Annotated in this window: 12 protein-coding genes and 1 pseudogene; 3 read left to right on the top strand and 10 right to left on the bottom strand. The window is 72.0% G+C overall.

Going from position 1 to position 18,032, the window contains the following annotated elements; genetic code table 11:
• Positions 1–86: 86 nt before the first annotated feature.
• Genes IE242_RS22000 through IE242_RS21990 form a run of 3 tightly spaced genes read right to left on the bottom strand, consistent with a single transcriptional unit; the run spans position 87 to position 4,269 of the window.
• Complete coding sequence (locus tag IE242_RS22000; protein WP_189861902.1) at positions 87–743, bottom strand: potassium channel family protein; 657 nt, start codon at positions 741–743, stop codon at positions 87–89.
• On the bottom strand, positions 740–1,399 hold the full coding sequence (locus IE242_RS21995; RefSeq protein ID WP_189861901.1) for a potassium channel family protein: 660 nt from the start codon (positions 1,397–1,399) through the stop codon (positions 740–742). Before IE242_RS21995 ends, IE242_RS22000 begins: the two co-directional genes overlap by 4 nt.
• The gene (locus IE242_RS21990) at positions 1,396–4,269 is read right to left on the bottom strand and encodes a cation-translocating P-type ATPase (protein WP_189861899.1); all 2,874 of its coding nucleotides are present in this window, start codon (positions 4,267–4,269) and stop codon (positions 1,396–1,398) included. The genes IE242_RS21995 and IE242_RS21990 overlap by 4 nt, the downstream gene beginning before the upstream one ends.
• A 386-nt stretch (positions 4,270–4,655) precedes the next feature.
• Between IE242_RS21990 and IE242_RS21985 the strand changes: the two genes are divergently transcribed.
• The gene (locus IE242_RS21985; protein WP_189861897.1) at positions 4,656–5,240 is read left to right on the top strand and encodes an Rv1733c family protein; all 585 of its coding nucleotides are present in this window, start codon (positions 4,656–4,658) and stop codon (positions 5,238–5,240) included.
• A gap of 216 nt (positions 5,241–5,456) precedes the next feature.
• Positions 5,457–6,329 (top strand): universal stress protein, encoded by an 873-nt coding sequence (locus IE242_RS21980; RefSeq protein WP_189862162.1) that lies wholly within the window; start codon positions 5,457–5,459, stop codon positions 6,327–6,329.
• 8 nt (positions 6,330–6,337) lie between these two features.
• Here IE242_RS21980 and IE242_RS21975 read toward each other — a convergent pair whose 3' ends face one another.
• The 5 genes from IE242_RS21975 to IE242_RS21955 form a co-directional block, all read right to left on the bottom strand.
• Positions 6,338–7,033 carry a response regulator gene (locus IE242_RS21975; protein ID WP_189861895.1) on the bottom strand — a complete coding sequence of 232 codons (696 nt, stop codon included), beginning with the start codon at positions 7,031–7,033 and terminating at the stop codon, positions 6,338–6,340.
• A gap of 127 nt (positions 7,034–7,160) precedes the next feature.
• Complete coding sequence (locus IE242_RS39230; RefSeq protein WP_189861893.1) at positions 7,161–7,406, bottom strand: ATP-binding protein; 246 nt, start codon at positions 7,404–7,406, stop codon at positions 7,161–7,163.
• An 828-nt stretch (positions 7,407–8,234) separates the two neighbouring features.
• Entirely contained in the window at positions 8,235–8,969 is a 735-nt protein-coding gene (locus IE242_RS21965) for a nucleotidyltransferase family protein (protein WP_268249478.1), read from the bottom strand.
• Between the two features lie 472 nt (positions 8,970–9,441).
• Positions 9,442–9,714 carry a hypothetical protein gene (locus tag IE242_RS21960; RefSeq protein WP_189861889.1) on the bottom strand — a complete coding sequence of 91 codons (273 nt, stop codon included), beginning with the start codon at positions 9,712–9,714 and terminating at the stop codon, positions 9,442–9,444.
• Positions 9,715–9,768: 54 nt separating this feature from the next.
• A complete protein-coding gene (locus IE242_RS21955; RefSeq protein ID WP_189861887.1) occupies positions 9,769–10,803 on the bottom strand; it encodes a GDP-mannose 4,6-dehydratase in 1,035 nt (344 codons plus the stop codon).
• Positions 10,804–11,029: 226 nt separating this feature from the next.
• On the opposite strand from IE242_RS21955, the gene IE242_RS21950 reads away from it, so the two are divergent.
• A complete protein-coding gene (locus IE242_RS21950) occupies positions 11,030–11,803 on the top strand; it encodes a thioesterase II family protein (protein ID WP_189861885.1) in 774 nt (257 codons plus the stop codon).
• Positions 11,804–12,858: 1,055 nt separating this feature from the next.
• On the opposite strand, the gene IE242_RS39460 is transcribed toward IE242_RS21950, so the two are convergent.
• Together IE242_RS39460 and IE242_RS39455 are read right to left on the bottom strand one after the other, a co-directional pair.
• Complete coding sequence (locus tag IE242_RS39460) at positions 12,859–15,987, bottom strand: type I polyketide synthase (protein WP_444545839.1); 3,129 nt, start codon at positions 15,985–15,987, stop codon at positions 12,859–12,861.
• Positions 15,915–17,960, bottom strand: a pseudogene (locus IE242_RS39455) (type I polyketide synthase); the annotation flags it as partial. The gene IE242_RS39460 and the pseudogene IE242_RS39455, both read right to left, overlap by 73 nt.
• Positions 17,961–18,032: the final 72 nt, after the last annotated feature.

Raw genomic sequence — 18,032 nt, 5'->3', positions numbered from 1 at the left:
CCGCCGTCGCGGTGCTCCTGATGGTCCAGCAGATCGCGCGCAGCCGGTCGATCCCAGGGCGGCGTCCGGACCGCCACCGCCGTCCTTCACTGGAAGGCCGCATGAATTTCCTGCTCGCCGGCGCTGTGCGAGACGAGCAGAAGTTCGTCGCCCGGTTCCAGCCGCATCGACGGGTCGGGCACGGTGGGCGTGCCCGAACGTACGACCGTGGCCACGAGCGTGCCCTCGGGCAGTCCGATGTCGCCGAGCCGGCGGCCCGCCGCCTTCGACTGCTCGGTGATGGCGGTCTCGATGATGCCGACTCCGGCGGTGCTCAGCCGCAGCAGGGCGACGGTGTCCGTGGCCGATGTCGCCTCCTCGATGAGCGAGACGAGCGGGGCGGCCGCCGGGACGGCGACGTCCACACCCCAACGCCGGTCGAACAGCCAGGCGTTGTCGTCGTCGTTGACCCGCGCGACGACCCGCGGCACGGCGAAGCGCCGCTTGGCCAGGTAGCTGATGACCAGGTTGTCCTCGTCCCGGCCGGTGACCGCGACCAGCAGGTCGGCCCGGGCCGCGCCGGCCCGTTCCTGGACGGCGGCCTCCGCCGCGTCGCCCACGACGAGCCGGGCGTCGCACCGCCCGCGCAATGCGGCGAGACGCTCCTCGTCGGCGTCGACCAGGGTGACGTCGCTGCCCGAGGCCGCCAGTACGCGGGCGACCCGCGTGCCCAGCCTTCCCGCCCCGGCGATCAGCACGTTCACGTCCCCAGCTCCTTGTCCAGGAAGCCGCGCAGTGTGCGCAGCGCTGTGGCGGCGACGGCGAAGGTGACCATGTCGTCCGGTGCGGCGGTGGTGGTGTGCCGGGGCAGCAGGGACCGCCCGTGACGGGTCACCTCCACCACCCGTATCTCGCCCTCGACCTCGAACTCCGCCAGCTTCCGTCCGGCGAGCCAGCGGGGCAGGGCGGAGCGGACCAGCAGCGTCTCGCCGTTGCCGAAGCCGCCCTCGGACGCGAGGTCGCGGTGGAGCAGCAACTGGTGGATGCGGTGCACCGACCAGGTGACGGGGCAGACGGTCCGGATGCCGAGGCCCTCGTACAGGCTCGCGTGCCGTGGATCGTGCACGCCGGCGAGGACGATGGGAACGCGGAAGGTCTCCTTGGCGGTCCGGGCGATGACCAGGTTGCTGTTGTCACCGGACGTGACGGCGACCAGCGCGTCGCTGTGCGCGGTCCCCGCCTGTTCCAGCACGGTCCGGCTGAAGCCGTTGCCGACGCCGAACCGGCCGGTGAAGCCCGGCGGGAGGCGACGTCGGGCGGCCGGGGCGCGGTCGATCACCCGCACGTCGTGGCTCTCCCTCGCCAACTGGACGGCCAGGACGGAGCCGACCCGTCCGCATCCGGCGATGACGATCCTCATCGCACGTCTCCCTTCCCTCCCGGTCCCGATGCGCGCCGGCGCAGCCGCAGCTTGCGCGCCTCGTCGGCGGCCAGCGGCAGGACCCCGACGGCGGCGAGGAGCGCCCAGTCGCCGGCCGTCAGGGCGGCGGTGTTGAACACGCCCTGGAGCAGCGGGACGTAGCTGATCGCGGCCATCAGGGCGAGCCCGAAGAGCCCGGCGGCGATCAGCGGCGGATTGCCGAACAGGCCGACCGTGAGCACGCTTTCGCGCTCGGTGCGCACCGCCAGGGCGTTGAAGAACTGGCTGACCACGATGCCCGCCTGGACCAGCGTGATGGCCTCCCGATAGACAGGGTCGTCGGCGGTGAAGTCGGCGTACGGGATGCCCGAGGCGTGGATGTGCCAGAAGAACACCGCGCACACGCCCACCGCCTGGATGCCGCCGAGGAACAGGATCCGGCGCACCACGGCACGGGAGAAGAGGCGCTCGTGGCGGGGCCGCGGCGGCCGGTCCATGACACCGCTCTCGGGCGGCTCGGCTCCCAGGGCGAGGGCGGGCAGCACGTCCGAGCCCAGGTCGATCGCCAGGACCTGGACCGCGGTGATCGGGACCAGCGGGAACCCGGCGAAGGTGGCGGCGAGGATGGGCACCAGTTCCCCGATGTTGTGGCTGAACAGGTAGACGAGGAACTTGCGGATGTTCTGGTACACGGAACGGCCCAGCCGTACCGCCACGGCGACGGAGGCGAAGGAGTCGTCCAGCAGCACCATCTCCGCGGCCTCGCGCGCCACATCGGTGCCGGAGGCGCCCATGGCCACGCCGATGTCGGCGTGTTTGAGAGCCGGGGCGTCGTTGGCGCCGTCGCCCGTAACGGCGACGACCTCTCCCCGCCGCTGGAAGGCGGTGACGACCCGCATCTTGTGCTCGGGGCTGACACGGCACAGCAGCAGTTCCCCGGCGTCGGCGACGAGCCGGTCCAGCGCGGCGTCCGCCAGGGCGTCCAGCTTCGCTCCGGTCACCACCAGGGGCGTGGCCGTACGGACGATACCGACGCGACGGGCCACGGCCTCCGCCGTCAGGGGGTGGTCACCCGTGACCATGACGATGCGGATGCCCGCCCGCCGGCAGGCGTCGACGGCCGCGCGGACCTCCTGCCGGGGCGGGTCCATCATGCCGACGAGGCCGAGCAGCGTCAGGTCCGACTCGTCCCGGTCACGTTCGCCGGACGGTCCCGTCGCCTCCCGCCGGGCGACCGCGAGTACCCGCAAGCCCTGAGCGGCCATCCGGTCGGCCACAGCGCCGATCCGTGCACGCTGCGCCCCGCTCAGCTCCACGACCGCGCCCTCGCGCTCCAGCCGCAAGCAGCGGTCCAGCACCTCCATCGGCGCGCCCTTCACCCGCACCCGCCGGGTGCCGCCCTCCTCGTGCACCGTGCTCATCAGCTTGCGTACGGAGTCGAAGGGATGCTCTGCGACCCGGGGCGCCGCGGCCTCCTCCGCCGCCATGTCGAGGCCGGCCTTGACGGCGGCCACCAGCAGTGCCCCCTCGGTGGTGTCCCCCAGCACCCGCCACCGTCCACCGCCGGCGGGAGGCGGCAGGAGGCGCGCGTCGCAGCACAGCGCGGCCGAGCGGAGCAGCTCCCGGACCGGCTCCGGGTCACTGACCTGACCGGACGGTTCGTATCCCACTCCCGTGACGGTGTGCTCCTCGTCCCACCCCCAGATCCGTACGACCGTCATCTCGGCCTGGGTCAGCGTCCCGGTCTTGTCCGTGCACACGACCGTCGTCGACCCCAGCGCCTCGACGGCCACCAGTTTCTTGACCAGGGCCTGGTGACGGGCCATGCGCCGGACGCCCAGGGCCAGGGACACCGACAGGGTGGCCGGCAGGCCCTCGGGCACGAGCGCCACCATCACACCGAGCGCGAACACGAACGAGGACACGAAGCCCTGACCGGTGGGCAGCCGGACGGCGAACAGCACCAGGCCCACCGCCAGGGCGGTGCCTGCGACCCGGCGGGCCATCCACGCGACCTCGCGCTGCAGCGGGGTCTTCTGCCGGGGTGCCGCCGCCGTGAGGCGGAAGATCCGCCCGAACTCGGTGGCCTGGCCGGTGGCGAGAACGACCGCCCTCGTGGTCCCGGTGATCACGTCGGTGCCCATGAAGAGACGGTTGTGCGCCTGGAGGACTTCGCTCGTCGCGTCGGCCTCGGCCGTGCGGGGCACCGGCTCGCTCTCCCCGGTGACGGCCGCGTTGCTGACGGTCAGGTCGTGGGCCTCCACCACCCGGCAGTCCGCGGGCACGGTGTCCCCCGCCTCCAGCGCGACCACGTCGCCCGGCACCAGCTCACGGACCGGCACCTGATCGGGCCGTGCGTCGCGCAGCACCCGGCAGCGGTGCGGGACCATCGCCTGCAGGGTCTGGGCGGTGCGTTCCGCGGAGTACTCCTGGACGAAGCCGATGACGGCGTTCAGCACCACCACGCACACGATCGCCACGGCGAGCTGCGCGGTGCCCGGCTCGCGCGGGCGCTGCAGGGCGTAGGCGAGGAAGGTGATGCCCGAGGCCACGAGCAGGACGACCGCGAACAGGTCGGTGAACTGGGCCGCCAGTTGCCGCCACAGCGGCCGGCGGCGGACGGCGGGCAGTTCGTTGGGCCCCGCCACCGCCAGGCGGTCGCGGGCGGCGGCCGACGTCAATCCACGCGCAGAGGTGCGCAAGGCCGGGAAGACGTCCGCGGCGGCGAGGGCGTGCACCTCTGCCCCGGCGCCCGGCGGGGGCCGGCAGCCCGGCGACGGCGGACCAGGGGCGGCCCGCCCGGACGCGGATGCGGCCGGCCCCCGGCCGTCCGGTGACCGGAACGCCTTGACCGGCCCTGACGACTTCATGGTCGTGTCGCGTTCATTCTCGGCTCCCTGCGGTCGAACACGCCACGACGGCCGGGCACTGCCCAGTCCACCGTCGCCCCGCCGGTGGGCGTCCGGGGCCGAACGGCCCCATCCGGTGGCGAAGGTCCTCCGGTGACGCTGCGGGGAGGGCGACTGTGAAGGAACACAAGTCGTACTCCCGCGGCCGGGGCCCGTCACCGGGTACCGGCCGAACGGTCACGGGCACCAGAAACACCGAGCACCTCACGCCGCGCGCGGCCGGTGACGTGCCGCCACCGGCCCTGGGCCGGTCGGTCCGCCCACGGCAGACGGCAGTGCCCGAACGGCCCCTGCCGCGTCGGCCGCTACCGCCGGAAGGTGGAGATGACAGCCGGGAGGTGAGCACCATGCGGCCGAACTCACGCGTCCGGCGGTCGCTGTGGCGCTGGCGTCGCAACCCGCTGCGCCGCCGCGAGGACGTCGTCGAGGGCTGGCTCCTGCTGACCGCATGGCTCGTCGTCGCGGTGGGGGGCCCTTGGGCGGGCGCGATGGGCGCGCAGGCGACGCACGACATTCTCGACCGGCAGCGCGCCGAGCGGCAGTCGGTCACCGCCACCCTCGTCAGCGACGCGACCGACCGCGGCGGCGACCGCACAGGCCCGGCGGGCGACCGAGTCTTGGTCACCGTCCGCTGGACGGATTCGGACGGCGCCCGGCACACGGGCAGGGCCCGGGTCGACGCCGGAACGAAAGCCGGCGAGCGCGTCGTCGTGTGGACCGACCGGCAGGACCGGATCAAGCCCCGGCCGCTGACGCCTGCCCAGGCGGAGTTCCAGGCCGTCACCATGGGCGCCACAGCATCGCTCGTTCTTGTCGGAACGGCTGCCGGCGGATACCGCATGGCACGTGTCGTGCTCGACCGGCGCCGGCGCCGCGCATGGGATGCGGAATGGCAGGAGGTGCGATCGCAGTGGGGGCGGGCGGGCGGCTGACCTGAGGGCGGGTTGCCGGCTGACCCGGCCGGTTCGCCCCTCGCCGTCGGCTGCGAACGCCATCGACCCTGGTACGGGGTAACCAGTCGCGCGCCCGCACGGGGTGGTCCGGGCCGGCGTCGATGGCCCGGCGCACCGCACCGGGCCTGACACGGCCGGGACGGGTACCCCTCGCGGTCGCACGGCCGTGGCACGAGAGGAGGAGCCATGGGCACCATGAGCGGCTCGGTGGTCGTGGGAGTGGACGGCTCCGCATCGAGCCTGGACGCCGTGGCGTACGCGGCCCGCGAGGCCGCATGCCGGAAAGCCACCCTTCGGGTGGTGCACGCCCTCGCCCGGTCCTCGGCGCACCTGCCGCTGGGCGCCACGCTGCCGGAATCGACCCGGATGCGACTGCGCACGGTGGCGGGCCGTCTGGTGGAGGACGCGGTGCATGAGGCGCGGGCACTCGCGCCGGACGTCGACGTCTTCGGCACGGTGCTGCCGGGAGGACCGTTGTCCGTACTGGACGCCGAGTCGCGGACCGCCGCCCTCGTCGTCGTGGGCAGCAGGGGCCTGGGCGGGTTCGGGGCCCCGCTGCTGGGCTCGACCGCGACCGGACTGGCCGCCCACGGGCGGTGCCCCGTGCTGGTCGTGCGCGAGCGGACCACCCCCGCCGGGCCGATCGTGCTCGGCGTCGACGGATCCCCGGCCGGCGCCGCGGCCGTACGCTTCGCCCTGGACGAGGCCGCCCTGCACGGCGCCGATGTGGTGGCCGTGCACGCATGGACGACGTGGAACGCTCCCATGCCGCCTCCACAGGATCCGGCCCTGCCCTATGCGAACCGGCCCGGCGCGCTGGCCACCGCGGAGGAGCGGCTGCTGGCCGAGGCCCTGGCGGGCACCTGCGAGCGGTATCCGGACGTGAAGGTGGAGCACAAGGTCGTACACGGCCCCACGCGCCAAGCGCTGATCGAGGCGAGCAGGTCCGCCCGGCTCACCGTCGTGGGCTCCCGAGGGCACGGCGGGTTCACCGGGCTCCGGCTCGGGTCGGTCGGCCACGCCGTGCTGCACCACGCGCACAGCCCGGTGGCAGTGGTGCGGGGATGATAACGGCGTCACCGGCCCTCACTCCGTAACCGCTCCTGGACCTGGGTGGCGATGACGGCGGCCTGGATGCGCCGCTGCACGCCGAGCTTGGCGAGCAGGCGGGAGATGTGATTCTTCACGGTCTTCTCGGCCAGGTACAGCCGCTGCCCGATCTGACGGTTGGTCAGCCCCTCCCCGATCAGGACCAGGATCTCCCGCTCCCGCTCGGTCAGTCCGGGCAGGGTGTCGTTCTCCCCCTCCTGCCGCTGCCCTTCGTCCCGAAGCCGCGCCAGGAGCTTCGTGGTGGCGCTCGCATCCAGCAGCGACTGGCCGCGTGCCACGGTCCGCACCGCCGAGACCAGGTCGGAGCCCTGGATCTGCTTCAGGACGTATCCGGAGGCGCCCGCCATGATCGAGTCCAGTAGCGCCTCCTCGTCGTCGAACGAGGTCAGCATCAGGCAGGCCAGGTCCGGCATGCGCGAGCGCAGTTCCCGGCAGACGGTCACGCCGTCACCGTCCGGCAGCCGGACGTCCAGGACCGCCACGTCCGGCCACAGAGCGGGGACACGCGCCAGGGCCTGCTCGGCCGTGGCCGCCTCACCGACCACGGTGATGTCCGGTTCGTCATCCAGCAGGTCGTGCACCCCGCGTCGTACCACCTCGTGATCGTCCAGCAGAAAGACCCGGATCGAGGTGCCGCTGCCGGCCTGCGCGCTGTCCGCCATGGCTCGCTCCCGTGGTGAGTGCGGCTGCCACTTGGCATCTTCCCCGCGTCCGGCTCCTGGGGCCAGGGCCGAGCCGCCCCGCGCCAGCTCAACGCCGTCCGATGTCCTCATCGCATGGCGGAACGCCTCAGCCCCCTATGGGGGGTATCCGAGCTGGTGGTGCGCGCCGCAGTCGCAGGCAGTAGGCGGCGCTGCCTCCCGACCCGCCGGGCTCGTGCCAGGCATCCCCACCGCCAGCCCGGGTGAGAGCGCGGACGAGCCACAGGCCCAGCCCGGCGCCCTTCGCCTCCCGCGCGGCGCCGGACGCACGGCTGAAGCGCCGGCGAACACGGGGGATGAAGTCGGACGGTGCGCCGAGGCCGTGATCCCGCACTCAAATCTCGATGTGACCGCTCGACCACAATCGGCGTCACGGTATTCAGCTTCCGTGATCCCAAGCGCGGAACTATGTGCACGCTGATGGAGCTGTTGACGTGCTCGCCCGTGGAGTACTCGGTCATCCTTCGCTGCCGGGGCAGCCACTGCCGCGCATATTCCGCGATCGTCTGCTGACCCAACGCGCGTCGCGCTTCTGCAATGGACGGCGCCGTCCGCTTCTTCTCCGCATATATCTGCGTAAGGCGTTCGATCGCGGCGTCCTGAGTTCCGTAGCCGGCCTCCTCGCGCTGTTTTCCGAGCGCGTCCCTGAAACGGATCGTGTACGGGTGCGGGCACCGGGTCGGCCTGGCGCAGCCGCAGTCCTTATAGAACGACCCCATGCCGCGGGCGAGTTGTCGAGCCACGTAGCAAAACCTTCCGAGCGGGAGCCAGGCATCTGTGCCCAGGTCCCCCGCCGCGGCGGTCACCAGGTCAGCAAGCCGGGACGCCTCCGCGTCTCATGCTGACCTTTTGCTGACCCGAGCGGCTTAATCATGCCCCTGACCTGCGCCGATGCCCAAACAGTGGATCTTGGACTTGAACATGGTACGGAACACGGAGAAACTCCCGATCTGTCGGGCATGCAGAGAAGTCACCGCTGTCAATGATGTGTTCCAGGACACAGCTGCCCCGATGAGTGTCACGCAGCGCGCCTCCCCCACCTCCCTACGCCCGGTTCCTGCAGCCGCTCAGGACAGCACGCCCGCCTCACCCTCACCGCCCAGGACCCTGACCCTCGCCGGCCGAGTCACAGGCTTGACGATCTTCGCGTTGCCTGGGTGTCTCAGATGTCGATGCCGGTGGTGCGGAACTCCTCCGGTACGAGAAGACCCGCGCCCTTGATCTCCTTGGTGGCTTCGAGTACGTCCTTCACGGTGTCGATGCCACGCCAGTAGCCCGAGAGCCGGTAACCGATCAAGGCGCCCTCGGTGGCCAGCTGCGGGAACGTGCTGTCCTCATGGTCGCCCATGTCCGGCAAGAGCCCGACGACGTGGGGTTCGAAGACGTAGATGCCTGCGTTGATCCAGTAGGGCAGCCGCGGGGACTGGACGAAGCCGCGGATGCGGTCGTTGTCCAGGTCGGCCACTCCCCAGTTGGACCGGTACGGGGACAGGGCGACCGTGACGGCCCCACCCTGATGCGTGTGGTACCGACTCAGGTCCGCGAGGGAGTCGGTGCAGATGACGTCACCGTTGAGGACGAAGAAGGGGCCGTCTTCGGGCAGTCGCTCGGCCGCATACTTGAGACCGCCGCCACGGCCCAGAGGCTGGTCCTCGATGGCGTAGCCCACGGTGACGCCGAACCGGGACCCGTCACCCACGTAGTCCTGGATTATCTCGTGCTTGTAGCCGCCGCTGATCATGACGTGTTTGACGCCGTGCTCGGCGAGCCACAGCAGCTGGTAGCCGACGATCGGCGCACCCGCCACGGGAACCATGGCCTTCGGCGCGTCGTCCGTATACGGTCGCATCCTGGTCGCCTGGCCGCCGGCCAGAATCAGCGCTTGAGTTACTGGCATCACGTTCTCCGGAGTCATTGGCCTGCTTCTGCGGCGGATCGGTGATCGCGTGCTGATCACATGCTGTCGGACACGGCAGCTGTGGTTCCGGTCGTGGCTGCTGGTCCTGGACTACCTGTCGGCGCTGGTGACAGGCTTGCGTGACGGCTTGATGGCGGCGGCGCCAGGCCATCCGGTGCAGACGTGTTCCGTGTCCCGGACGGCCGGACAGGTGGTGCGGGAACGAAGAGCCGTAGAAGCCGGAGGAGTTCGAGGCAGGTCAGCGGGACGAGCCGGGCGCCGGCCGGTCGGGCAGATCCCGCTGTGGTCGTGGCAGCGGCTGTGGGTGCGAGGACGCGGCGGCGATCAGGGAGAGCCGTGACCGGCGCATCCAGGTGTCCCCAGCACGTCACTTGGCCCCCGACCAGGCCGATCATTGTCTTGCCGAGCTGGAAGGTCCCCTCGATCCGCCGTCGGCGGCGACCGGTCACGTTCACGAGCTGGGCGGAGGTGACGTCGCCGGACGGCCGGCAGGGGAAGAGGGAGAGGAGAGCTTGCCGGTGTGCCGGTGCCGGCGGACGACCAGGACGCCGGCGCCGTCCGGGTGTCCGCCGGGGACGTCGTCGGCCCGGACGCCGGGCCGGGCCCGGTCGTACCCGCGGGTGCCCTTCGTGCCGTGTCCGGACTGCATGCGCATGCAGTGCTGCGGCAGCACCTTGTCGATCATCCGGCGGGCCTGCCCTCCGCGACCCGCTCCGTCGGCCACCACGTCTCCATCCGCGTGCGGAGGCCGGGGCCGGACAACGTCCCGGTCACGGTGTCACCAGCTGTCGGCGGCCGCCAGCAGCTCGCCGTAGTCGCGCGTCCGCGATGCCTGCTGCAGGTCCGACTCGACCATCATCTGCATCAGTTCCTCGAACTTCACCGTGGGTGCCCAGTCCAGCGCGGCCCGGGCCATGCTGGAGTCGGCGCACAGCGTCTCCACTTCGGCCGGGCGGACCAGCGACGGGTCGATCACGACGTGGTCCTCCCAGTCGAGGCCCACGGCGTCGAAGGCGATCCGTACCGCGTCGCGGACCGAGTGCATCACGCCGGTCCCGATCACGTAGTCGCCCGGCTCGTCCTGCTGGAGCATCAGGTGCATCGCCTTGACGTAGTCACCGGCGAAGCCCCAGTCACGCACCGCATCGAGGTTGCCCAGCGCCAGTTTGTCCTGCAGTCCCAGCTTGATCTGCGCGACGGCCAGTGAGATCTTCCTGGTCACGAACTCGGCACCGCGGCGCGGGGACTCGTGGTTGAACAGGATCCCGGAGACGCCGTACATGTTGAACGACTCACGGTAGTTGCGCGTGATGAAGTGGCCATAGGCCTTGGCCACCCCGTACGGGCTACGGGGGTGGAACTGAGTCGACTCCCTCTGCGGAGTCTCCGCGACCTTGCCGAACATCTCCGAGGACGAAGCCTGGTAGAACCGGATCCCACCGGATCGGGTCGACCTGGACGTGTTCAGTCCACTCACCATTCGAATGGCCTCCAGCATGCGCAGCACGCCGGCGCCGTTGATCTCCGTCACCAGTTCCGGCTGCTGCCACGACATCGGCACGAACGAGATGGCACCGAGGTTGTACACCTCGTCGGGCTGGACGTGGTCCAGCGCCGAGACCAGGCTGGCCTGGTCCATGAGGTCACCGTCCACAAAGGACAGTTCAGATACGAGGCGGCTGATCCGTGACTTTCGCGGGTTGGCCTGCCCTCGCATCAGGCCCCATACCTGGTAGCCCTGCGCCAGCAGGTGTTCCGCGAGGTACGAGCCGTCCTGGCCGGTGACCCCAGTGATAAGAGCACGTTTGGACACGAAATCCCCTTACGCCGCCACGGGAGAAGACGACCGCTACGCCCAGTGAGTTTTTGCGGGAGCAGTCCTTGGAGGTGACATTCACAGCCGCAAGTCCGTGGTGTCAACGGAAGTCGGGGCACCCTAGTGCATCACTGGGAATCGGCACGGTTACTCATCGGGACTGGGGATTTTCCAGTCAGGAAGGGGACGTACTCGTCTCTGACGACTGCCCCGAGGAGACCTCATGCCCATGCCCGGCACCGACGCAGAGCGCTGGCTGCGCCGCTTCCGGCCCAACGCCAGTGCCCGCGTACGGCTCGTCTGCTTTCCGCATGCGGGCGGCTCCGCGAGCTTCTACCACCCCGTCGCACTGGCCCACGCCGCCGCCGCCGACGTCGTGGTCCTCCAGTACCCCGGCCGCCAGGACCGCAGACGTGAGCCGCTGGTGCGCAGCGTCGCAGAGTACGTCAGTCACATCGCGCCGCTCCTCGAGCAGGAAAGGCCCTTGCCGACTGTCTACTTCGGACACAGCATGGGCGCGGTGCTCGCGTTCGAGACGGCCCTCTCACTCGCTGACACACCGGCCGCGCCCCGAGCGATCGTGGCATCCGGCCGGCGCGCGCCGGCCACGCACCGGGACGAGCAGGTGCACCTGCGCGACGACAAGGGCCTGCTCGACGAGTTGCGGCAGCTCAACGGTACCCAGGCGGACCTACTGGGCGACGAAGAGATCCTGAGGATGACCATGCCGGCGGTGCGCAGCGACTACCGGGTCATCGAGACCTACCAGGCCGTGCCGAACCGCACAGTCGACTGCCCGATCACGGTGCTGGTGGGGGACGGCGACCCGAAGACAACCGTCGCGGAGGCCGACCGGTGGCGCGAGCACTCCACCGCCGCCTTCCGCATCCGCACGTTCCCCGGCGGCCACTTCTACCTGGCCGCGCACCAGGCCGAGGTGAACGCCGAGTTGGCGGCCACGCTGTCCGCCGCCTCCAAGGGGCCCGCCATCAGGTAGTCGCTGTGGTGCCGCTGCCGCACGTCGTGTGCGGCAGCGGCCCCGGTGTGTGCATGGTGGCCGGCCCACGTAACGCTGCGGCATGGCCACCGGCATGCCGGCCGTGCCGGAGCGCCGCGAGAAGCGGCTCGCGGAGCTGCGGGCCGCCCACGCGGATCGAGGCCGAGGCCGCCGACAAGGCGTGTGGCCACGCTCGCGCGGACGACGAAGGACGCCGCCGTCGGCGACGAGCGGACTGCCGTCAGGGCTTTGCCGCCGAGCCGAAGGCTCAGGCCGGCCCCGCCCGCCCCCGACTCCGGGTCACGAAGGACAGCGATGGCGCCTGCATCCAGGCGTACGACGCCCAAGCCGCTTCACGGCCTCGCGACGGCCTCGCGACGGCCTCGGAGCAGTAAACGGCGTCGACGAGCACCTGCTTTGGGGCGACAACCGGTGTTCGCGGCAAGCACCTGCTTGGGGCGACAACCGGTGTTCGCGGCGAACTGGTCGAGCATCTCGGAGAAGTCGAACGCCGGCTGGCTGCGGGCCCGGCACCTCCATGGCCACCGGCCGCCCGGCCACGACGAGCAGGCCCCGCCCTCACCCCGTGGACGCATGACAAGGACGCCACGTCGAGGGCGAGCACATGACCCGGAAGCTGCGGACCAAGCCCGGCAAAGCTGCAAGCTGCCTGCACCCGTCGGAAATCCGTCGTCGAGCCCGTCCTCGGACCCATGGTGATCTGCCAGAACGGCCACCGGCTTCGGCTACGGGGTCGGTACGGCCGCCGGCTCCCGCTGCGGGGACAGGACGGCGCCACGGCGCCCGCGGCGATGGCGGCCACCGGCCGCCTGACACAGCCTCCTCGAGGTCTTCCGGCACGACACACCGGAACAGCCGGCATCGCTGCCATGACCGGCTGAACAGCCGGGCGCACCCGTGCACCACGTCCCCACCGGGCCATGGACCGACGGGACGGGACGAATCCGAGCATTCGGCGGTGGGAGCCGGGCGTGATCGCCCGGCTCCCACCGCCGACGGCTGCCCGATCAGGCACCCGTCACCGAGACACGTTCCTAGTTCAGACCCAGCTCGTCGTCGAGCATGCGGAACATGTCATCGTCGGTGGCCGACTCGACATCGAAGCCGTCCTCTTCCTGCTGATCTGCCGCCCACCTGCTGCGGAGCACGTCCAGCCGGCCGGCGATCTGCCGATGCAGCCGCTCGTCGTCCACCGTGAGCTCGTCCAGCGCGCGCTCCAGCCGATCCAGGTCCGCCAGCAGCGCCGCCGGTCCGGTCGGTTCGTCGGCGACCAGCCTGGGCAGCAGATGGTCGACCAGCTCGGCCGGTGTCGGATAGTCGAACAGCAGTGCCGCGGGGAGCCGTTGACCGATGGCCTCACCGATGCGGTTGCGGAACTCGACAGCGATCAGCGAGTCGAACCCGAGGTCCTGGAACCGCCGGTGCGGTGAGAGCTCTGCCGCGTCACCGTGTCCGAGGACGGCGGCGGCGTGCCCGCGGATCAGCTCCAGCACCAGCTCCGGCCGGTCGGCGGGCGCGGCCGCGGCGAGTGCCGCGACGATCCCGCCGCCGTTCGGCGCGGTGGCCGCCGCACGGCGTACCGGGGTGCGGACGAGGTTGCGCAGGAGTGCCGGCACCTCGCCCGAGCCCCGCAGGCCGGCCGGGTCCAGCCTGACCGGCACCGCCGCCGGGCCGTCCGCGGCGTCGAACAGGGCCAGCCCCTCGGCCGCGGTCAGCGGCAGCACCCCCGCCCGCCGCATCCGCGCCAGATCCGCCCCGGCCAGCTCCCCGGTCATGCCCGCACCCGGCTCCCACGGCCCCCAGGCCAGCGACACCGCCGGCCGGCCCAGCGCCCGGCGGTGCACCGCCAGCGCATCCAGGAACGCATTGCCCGCCGCATAGTTGGCCTGCCCGGCCGCGCCCAGCACCCCCGCCACCGACGAGAACACCACGAAGTGCGCCGCCTCCCCGACCAGCTCGTGCAGGTGCCACGCCGCATCCACCTTCGGCCGCAGCACCCGCTCCAGCCGCTCCGGCGTCAGCGACTCCAGCACCCCGTCGTCCAGCACCCCGGCCGCATGCACCACTCCCGCCACCGACCGCCCGGCCAGCACCGCCGCCAGCGCCGTCCGGTCCGCCACATCACACGCCACCACCTCGGCCTCGGCGCCCAGCCCGGCCAGCTCCGCGACCAGCTCCGCCGCGCCCTCGGCGGCCGGGCCCCGCCGGCTCAGCAGCAGCAGCCGGCGCACCCCGTGCGCGGCCACCACATGCCGCGCCACCAGCGCCCCCAGGCCGCCCACCCCGCCGGTGATCAGCACCGTCCCGTCAGCGTTCCACGGCCGCGGCGCCGCCGCCTCGGCCCGCACCAGCCGCGCCCCGAACGCCGCGCCGCCGCGCACCACCACCTGGGGCTCGTCCGTGACCACCGGCTCCCCGCCGTCCTCCACGTCCACCAGGTGGAACCGGCCCGGCGCCTCGGTCTGCGCCGACCGCACCAGCCCCCACACCACCGCCGCCGCCGGATCCGCCCCGCTGACCACACCCCGGGTCACGAACACCACCCGCGCATCCGGCCCCCGCACCACCTCCAATGCCCGCACCGCCAGCGCATGCGCCGACGCCACCACATCCTCACCACCCACCAACTCCACGAACCGCACATCACCCGCATCCACCGCCGACACCGGCACCGACCACTCCACCCGATACAACGAGTCCACGCGGTCCAGGCGTTCGGGGGCTCGCAGGTGCAGCGTTCCGACCGTCGCGACGGGCCCGCCGGTGCCGTCGGCGACCGCGATCTCGATGCCGGCGGCCGCGGAGCCGCTCAGTCGCACCCGCACGGTGGCCGCGCCGCTCGCGTGCAGTCCCACGCCCGTCCACGCGTACGGCAGCAGCGTGCCGGGCTCGGCGGCCTCGAGGAACGCGGCCCCGTGGAGCACGGCGTCGAGCAGCGCGGGGTGGATGCCGAAGGCCGCCACGTCACGGACCCGCTCCGGCAGCGTGACCTCGGCGAACACGTCGTCGCCGACACGCCAGGCGGCAGTGACGCCCTGGAAGGTCGGTCCGTAGCCGGTTCCGTCGTAGAAGCCGGCGAGGTCGAGCGCGACGGCCCCGGCCGGCGGCCAGTGCCCCGCGTCCCAGACCGGCTCGACGGCCGCCGCACCGAGGACGCCGGTGGCGTGCCGGATCCACTCCTCCCCGTCGCCGGAGTCGCGGGAGAAGATGTCGAGTCCGGCGCGGCCGTTCGCGTCGGGGGCCGAGACCCGCACCTGCACGGCGACCGCACCGGTCTCGGGCAGTACGAGCGGGACGGCCAGCGTCATCTCCTCGATCTGCTGCAGGCCGATCTCGTCTCCGGCGCGCAGCGCCAGCTCCACGAACCCGGTGCCGGGGAACAGCACCCGGCCGTCCACCACATGATCCGCCAGCCACGGGTGCGTCCGCAGCGACAGCCGACCGGTGAGGATGACACCGCCGCCGTCCGGCAGCTCGACGGCAGCGCCGAGCAGCGGGTGCTCCACGGACTCGAGCCCGGCCCCGGACACGTCACCGGCCGACCCGTACGTCTCCGGCCAGTAGTAGGTGTGCTGGAAGGCGTACGTCGGCAGGTCCACCCGGCGGGCGCCCGTGCCGGCGAAGAACGCCGGCCAGTCCACCGTGACACCGTGGGCGTGCAGCACCGCCAGCGCCGTGACCGCAGCCGTCTCCTCGTCCCGGCCACGCCGCAGCACCGGCACGGTCGTCACCCCGGCGGACTCCTGGACCATCGTCGACAGCGTGCCGTCCGGCCCCAGCTCCAGGAACGTGCCCACACCACTGTCCACCATCGCCCGCACCGCGTCGGCGAACCGCACGGCCCCCCGCACATGCCGGACCCAGTACTCCGCACTCGTCGGATCACCCGACATCAGCCGGATCACCGGCTCATGGAACTCGATGCCATCGAGGGCGGCCGCGAACTCCTCCAGCATCGGATCCATCAACGGCGAATGGAACGCGTGCGACACCGACAACCGCTTGTGCTTCCAACCCAGCCCGGCCGCCTGCCGCGCGACACCCTCCACGGCGTCTTCCGCCCCCGCGACCACCACGGACGACGGCCCGTTCACCGCCGCAATGCACGCGCCCTCCGGCAACACGGCGACGACATCCGCCTCCGCCGCGGACACCGCGAGCATCGCCCCGCCCTCCGGCAGCCATCCATCAACCGGGCCCGCGCACGCACCAACCGGCACGCATCCCCCAGCGACAACACACCCGCCACATGCGCCGCGACGATCTCACCCAGCGAATGCCCGGCCACCACCTCCGGCCGCACACCCCACGACTCCACCAGCCGATACAACGCCACCTCCAGCGCGAACAACGCCGGCTGCGACCACCCGGTCCGGTTCAACGCGTCGGGATCCTCGCCCCACATCACCACCCGGACATCCGCACCCAACTCCGCGATCACCGCATCAAAAGCGCCCGCGAACACCGGGAACCGCGCATACAACGCACGCCCCATCCCCAACCGCTGCGAACCCTGACCCGTGAACACGACGCCCAGCCGACCGTCACCGGCTTCCCCTTCGGTGCCCGTCCAGGACGTCAGCTTCGCCGCCAGGTCGGCGCCGTCACGGCCGACGAACGCGGCCCGGTGCGCGAGGTGTGCTCGGCCGGTGGCCAGGGTGAGGCCGATGTCCGCCGGGTGCGCACCCGTGTCCAGCCGCAGTGCCAGCTGCTCCGCCTGTGCGCGCAACGCCGCCGGCGTGTGCCCGGACAGTACCCACGGCACGACTGCGTCGACCGGCGCTTCGGTGCGCGGCCCGGCGTCCGGCGCCTGCTCCAGGATGGTGTGCGCGTTGGTGCCGGAGATGCCGAACGACGACACCGCCGCCCGCCGCGGCCGGTCCACCGCCGGCCACGGGCTCGCCTCCGCCGCGAGTGTCACCGCACCCGCAGTCCAGTCGACATGGGACGACGGTGTGTCGGCGTGGAGCGACTTCGGCACGAGCCCGTGCCGCATCGCCATCACCATCTTGATCACGCCGGCGACACCCGCCGCCGCCTGCGTGTGCCCGATGTTCGACTTCACCGAACCGAGCAGGACCGGCGTCTCACGGTCACGGCCGTAGGTCGCCAGCAGCGCCTGTGCCTCGATCGGGTCGCCCAGCTCCGTGCCCGTGCCGTGCGCCTCGACGACGTCCACGTCGGACGCTGCCAGTCCGGCGCTGTCCAGTGCCAGCTTGATGACCCGTTGCTGCGACGGGCCGTTCGGGGCGGTGAGGCCGTTCGATGCGCCGTCCTGGTTCACCGCCGAGCCCCGCACCACCGCGAGCACCGGGTGGCCGAGCCGCTGTGCGTCCGACAGGCGCTCCAGCACGAGCATGCCCACGCCCTCGGCCCAGCCGGTGCCGTCGGCGGAGTCGGAGAACGCCTTGCAGCGGCCGTCCGCGGAGAGGGCGCGCTGGCGCGAGAACTCCACGAAGGTGCTGGGCGTGGACATCACCGTCACGCCGCCGGCCAGCGCCAGCGTGCAGTCGCCGTTGCGCAGCGCCTGCGCGGCCAGGTGCAGTGTCACCAGCGACGACGAGCACGCCGTGTCGACCGTGACCGCGGGCCCCTCCAGCCCCAGGGTGTAGGCCACGCGGCCCGAGGCGACGCTGGGCAGGCTGCCGTTGGTGCGGTAGCCCTCGAAGCCGTCGTCGGCGAGCAGTTCCCGGTAGTCGCTGTACATCACGCCCGCGTACACACCGGCGCGGCTGCCGCGCAGCGACACCGGGTCGATCCCCGCCCGTTCCAGCGCCTCCCACGACGTCTCCAGCAGCAGCCGCTGCTGCGCGTCCGTCGCCATGGCCTCCCGCGGGCTCATCCCGAAGAACTCGGCGTCGAAGTCGCCCGCGTCGTGGAGGAAGCCGCCGGCCCGCGAGTAGGACGTGCCCACGTGCCCGGGGTCGGCGTCGTAGAGGGTGTCGAGGTCCCAGCCGCGGTTCGCCGGGAACTCGGTGACCGCGTCGATCCCGTCCACGACCAGCTGCCAGAGGTCCTCCGGCGAGCGCACACCGCCCGGGTACCGGCACGCCATGCCGACGATCGCGATCGGCTCGCGTCCCTTCAGCTCCAGTTCCTCGATGCGCTGGCGGGCGGTGCGCAGGTCGACCGTGACGCGCCTCAGATACTCGACAACCTTGTCCTGCTGGCCGTGGTCATCCATCGCAGGTCCTCTTCTCCATCAACG

The sequence above is a fragment of the Streptomyces poonensis genome, assembly GCF_014650915.1.
Classification (GTDB): domain Bacteria; phylum Actinomycetota; class Actinomycetes; order Streptomycetales; family Streptomycetaceae; genus Streptomyces; species Streptomyces poonensis.
The sequence above is the reverse complement of the archived record's forward strand: the minus strand, read 5'-3'. Positions and strand labels throughout refer to the sequence as shown.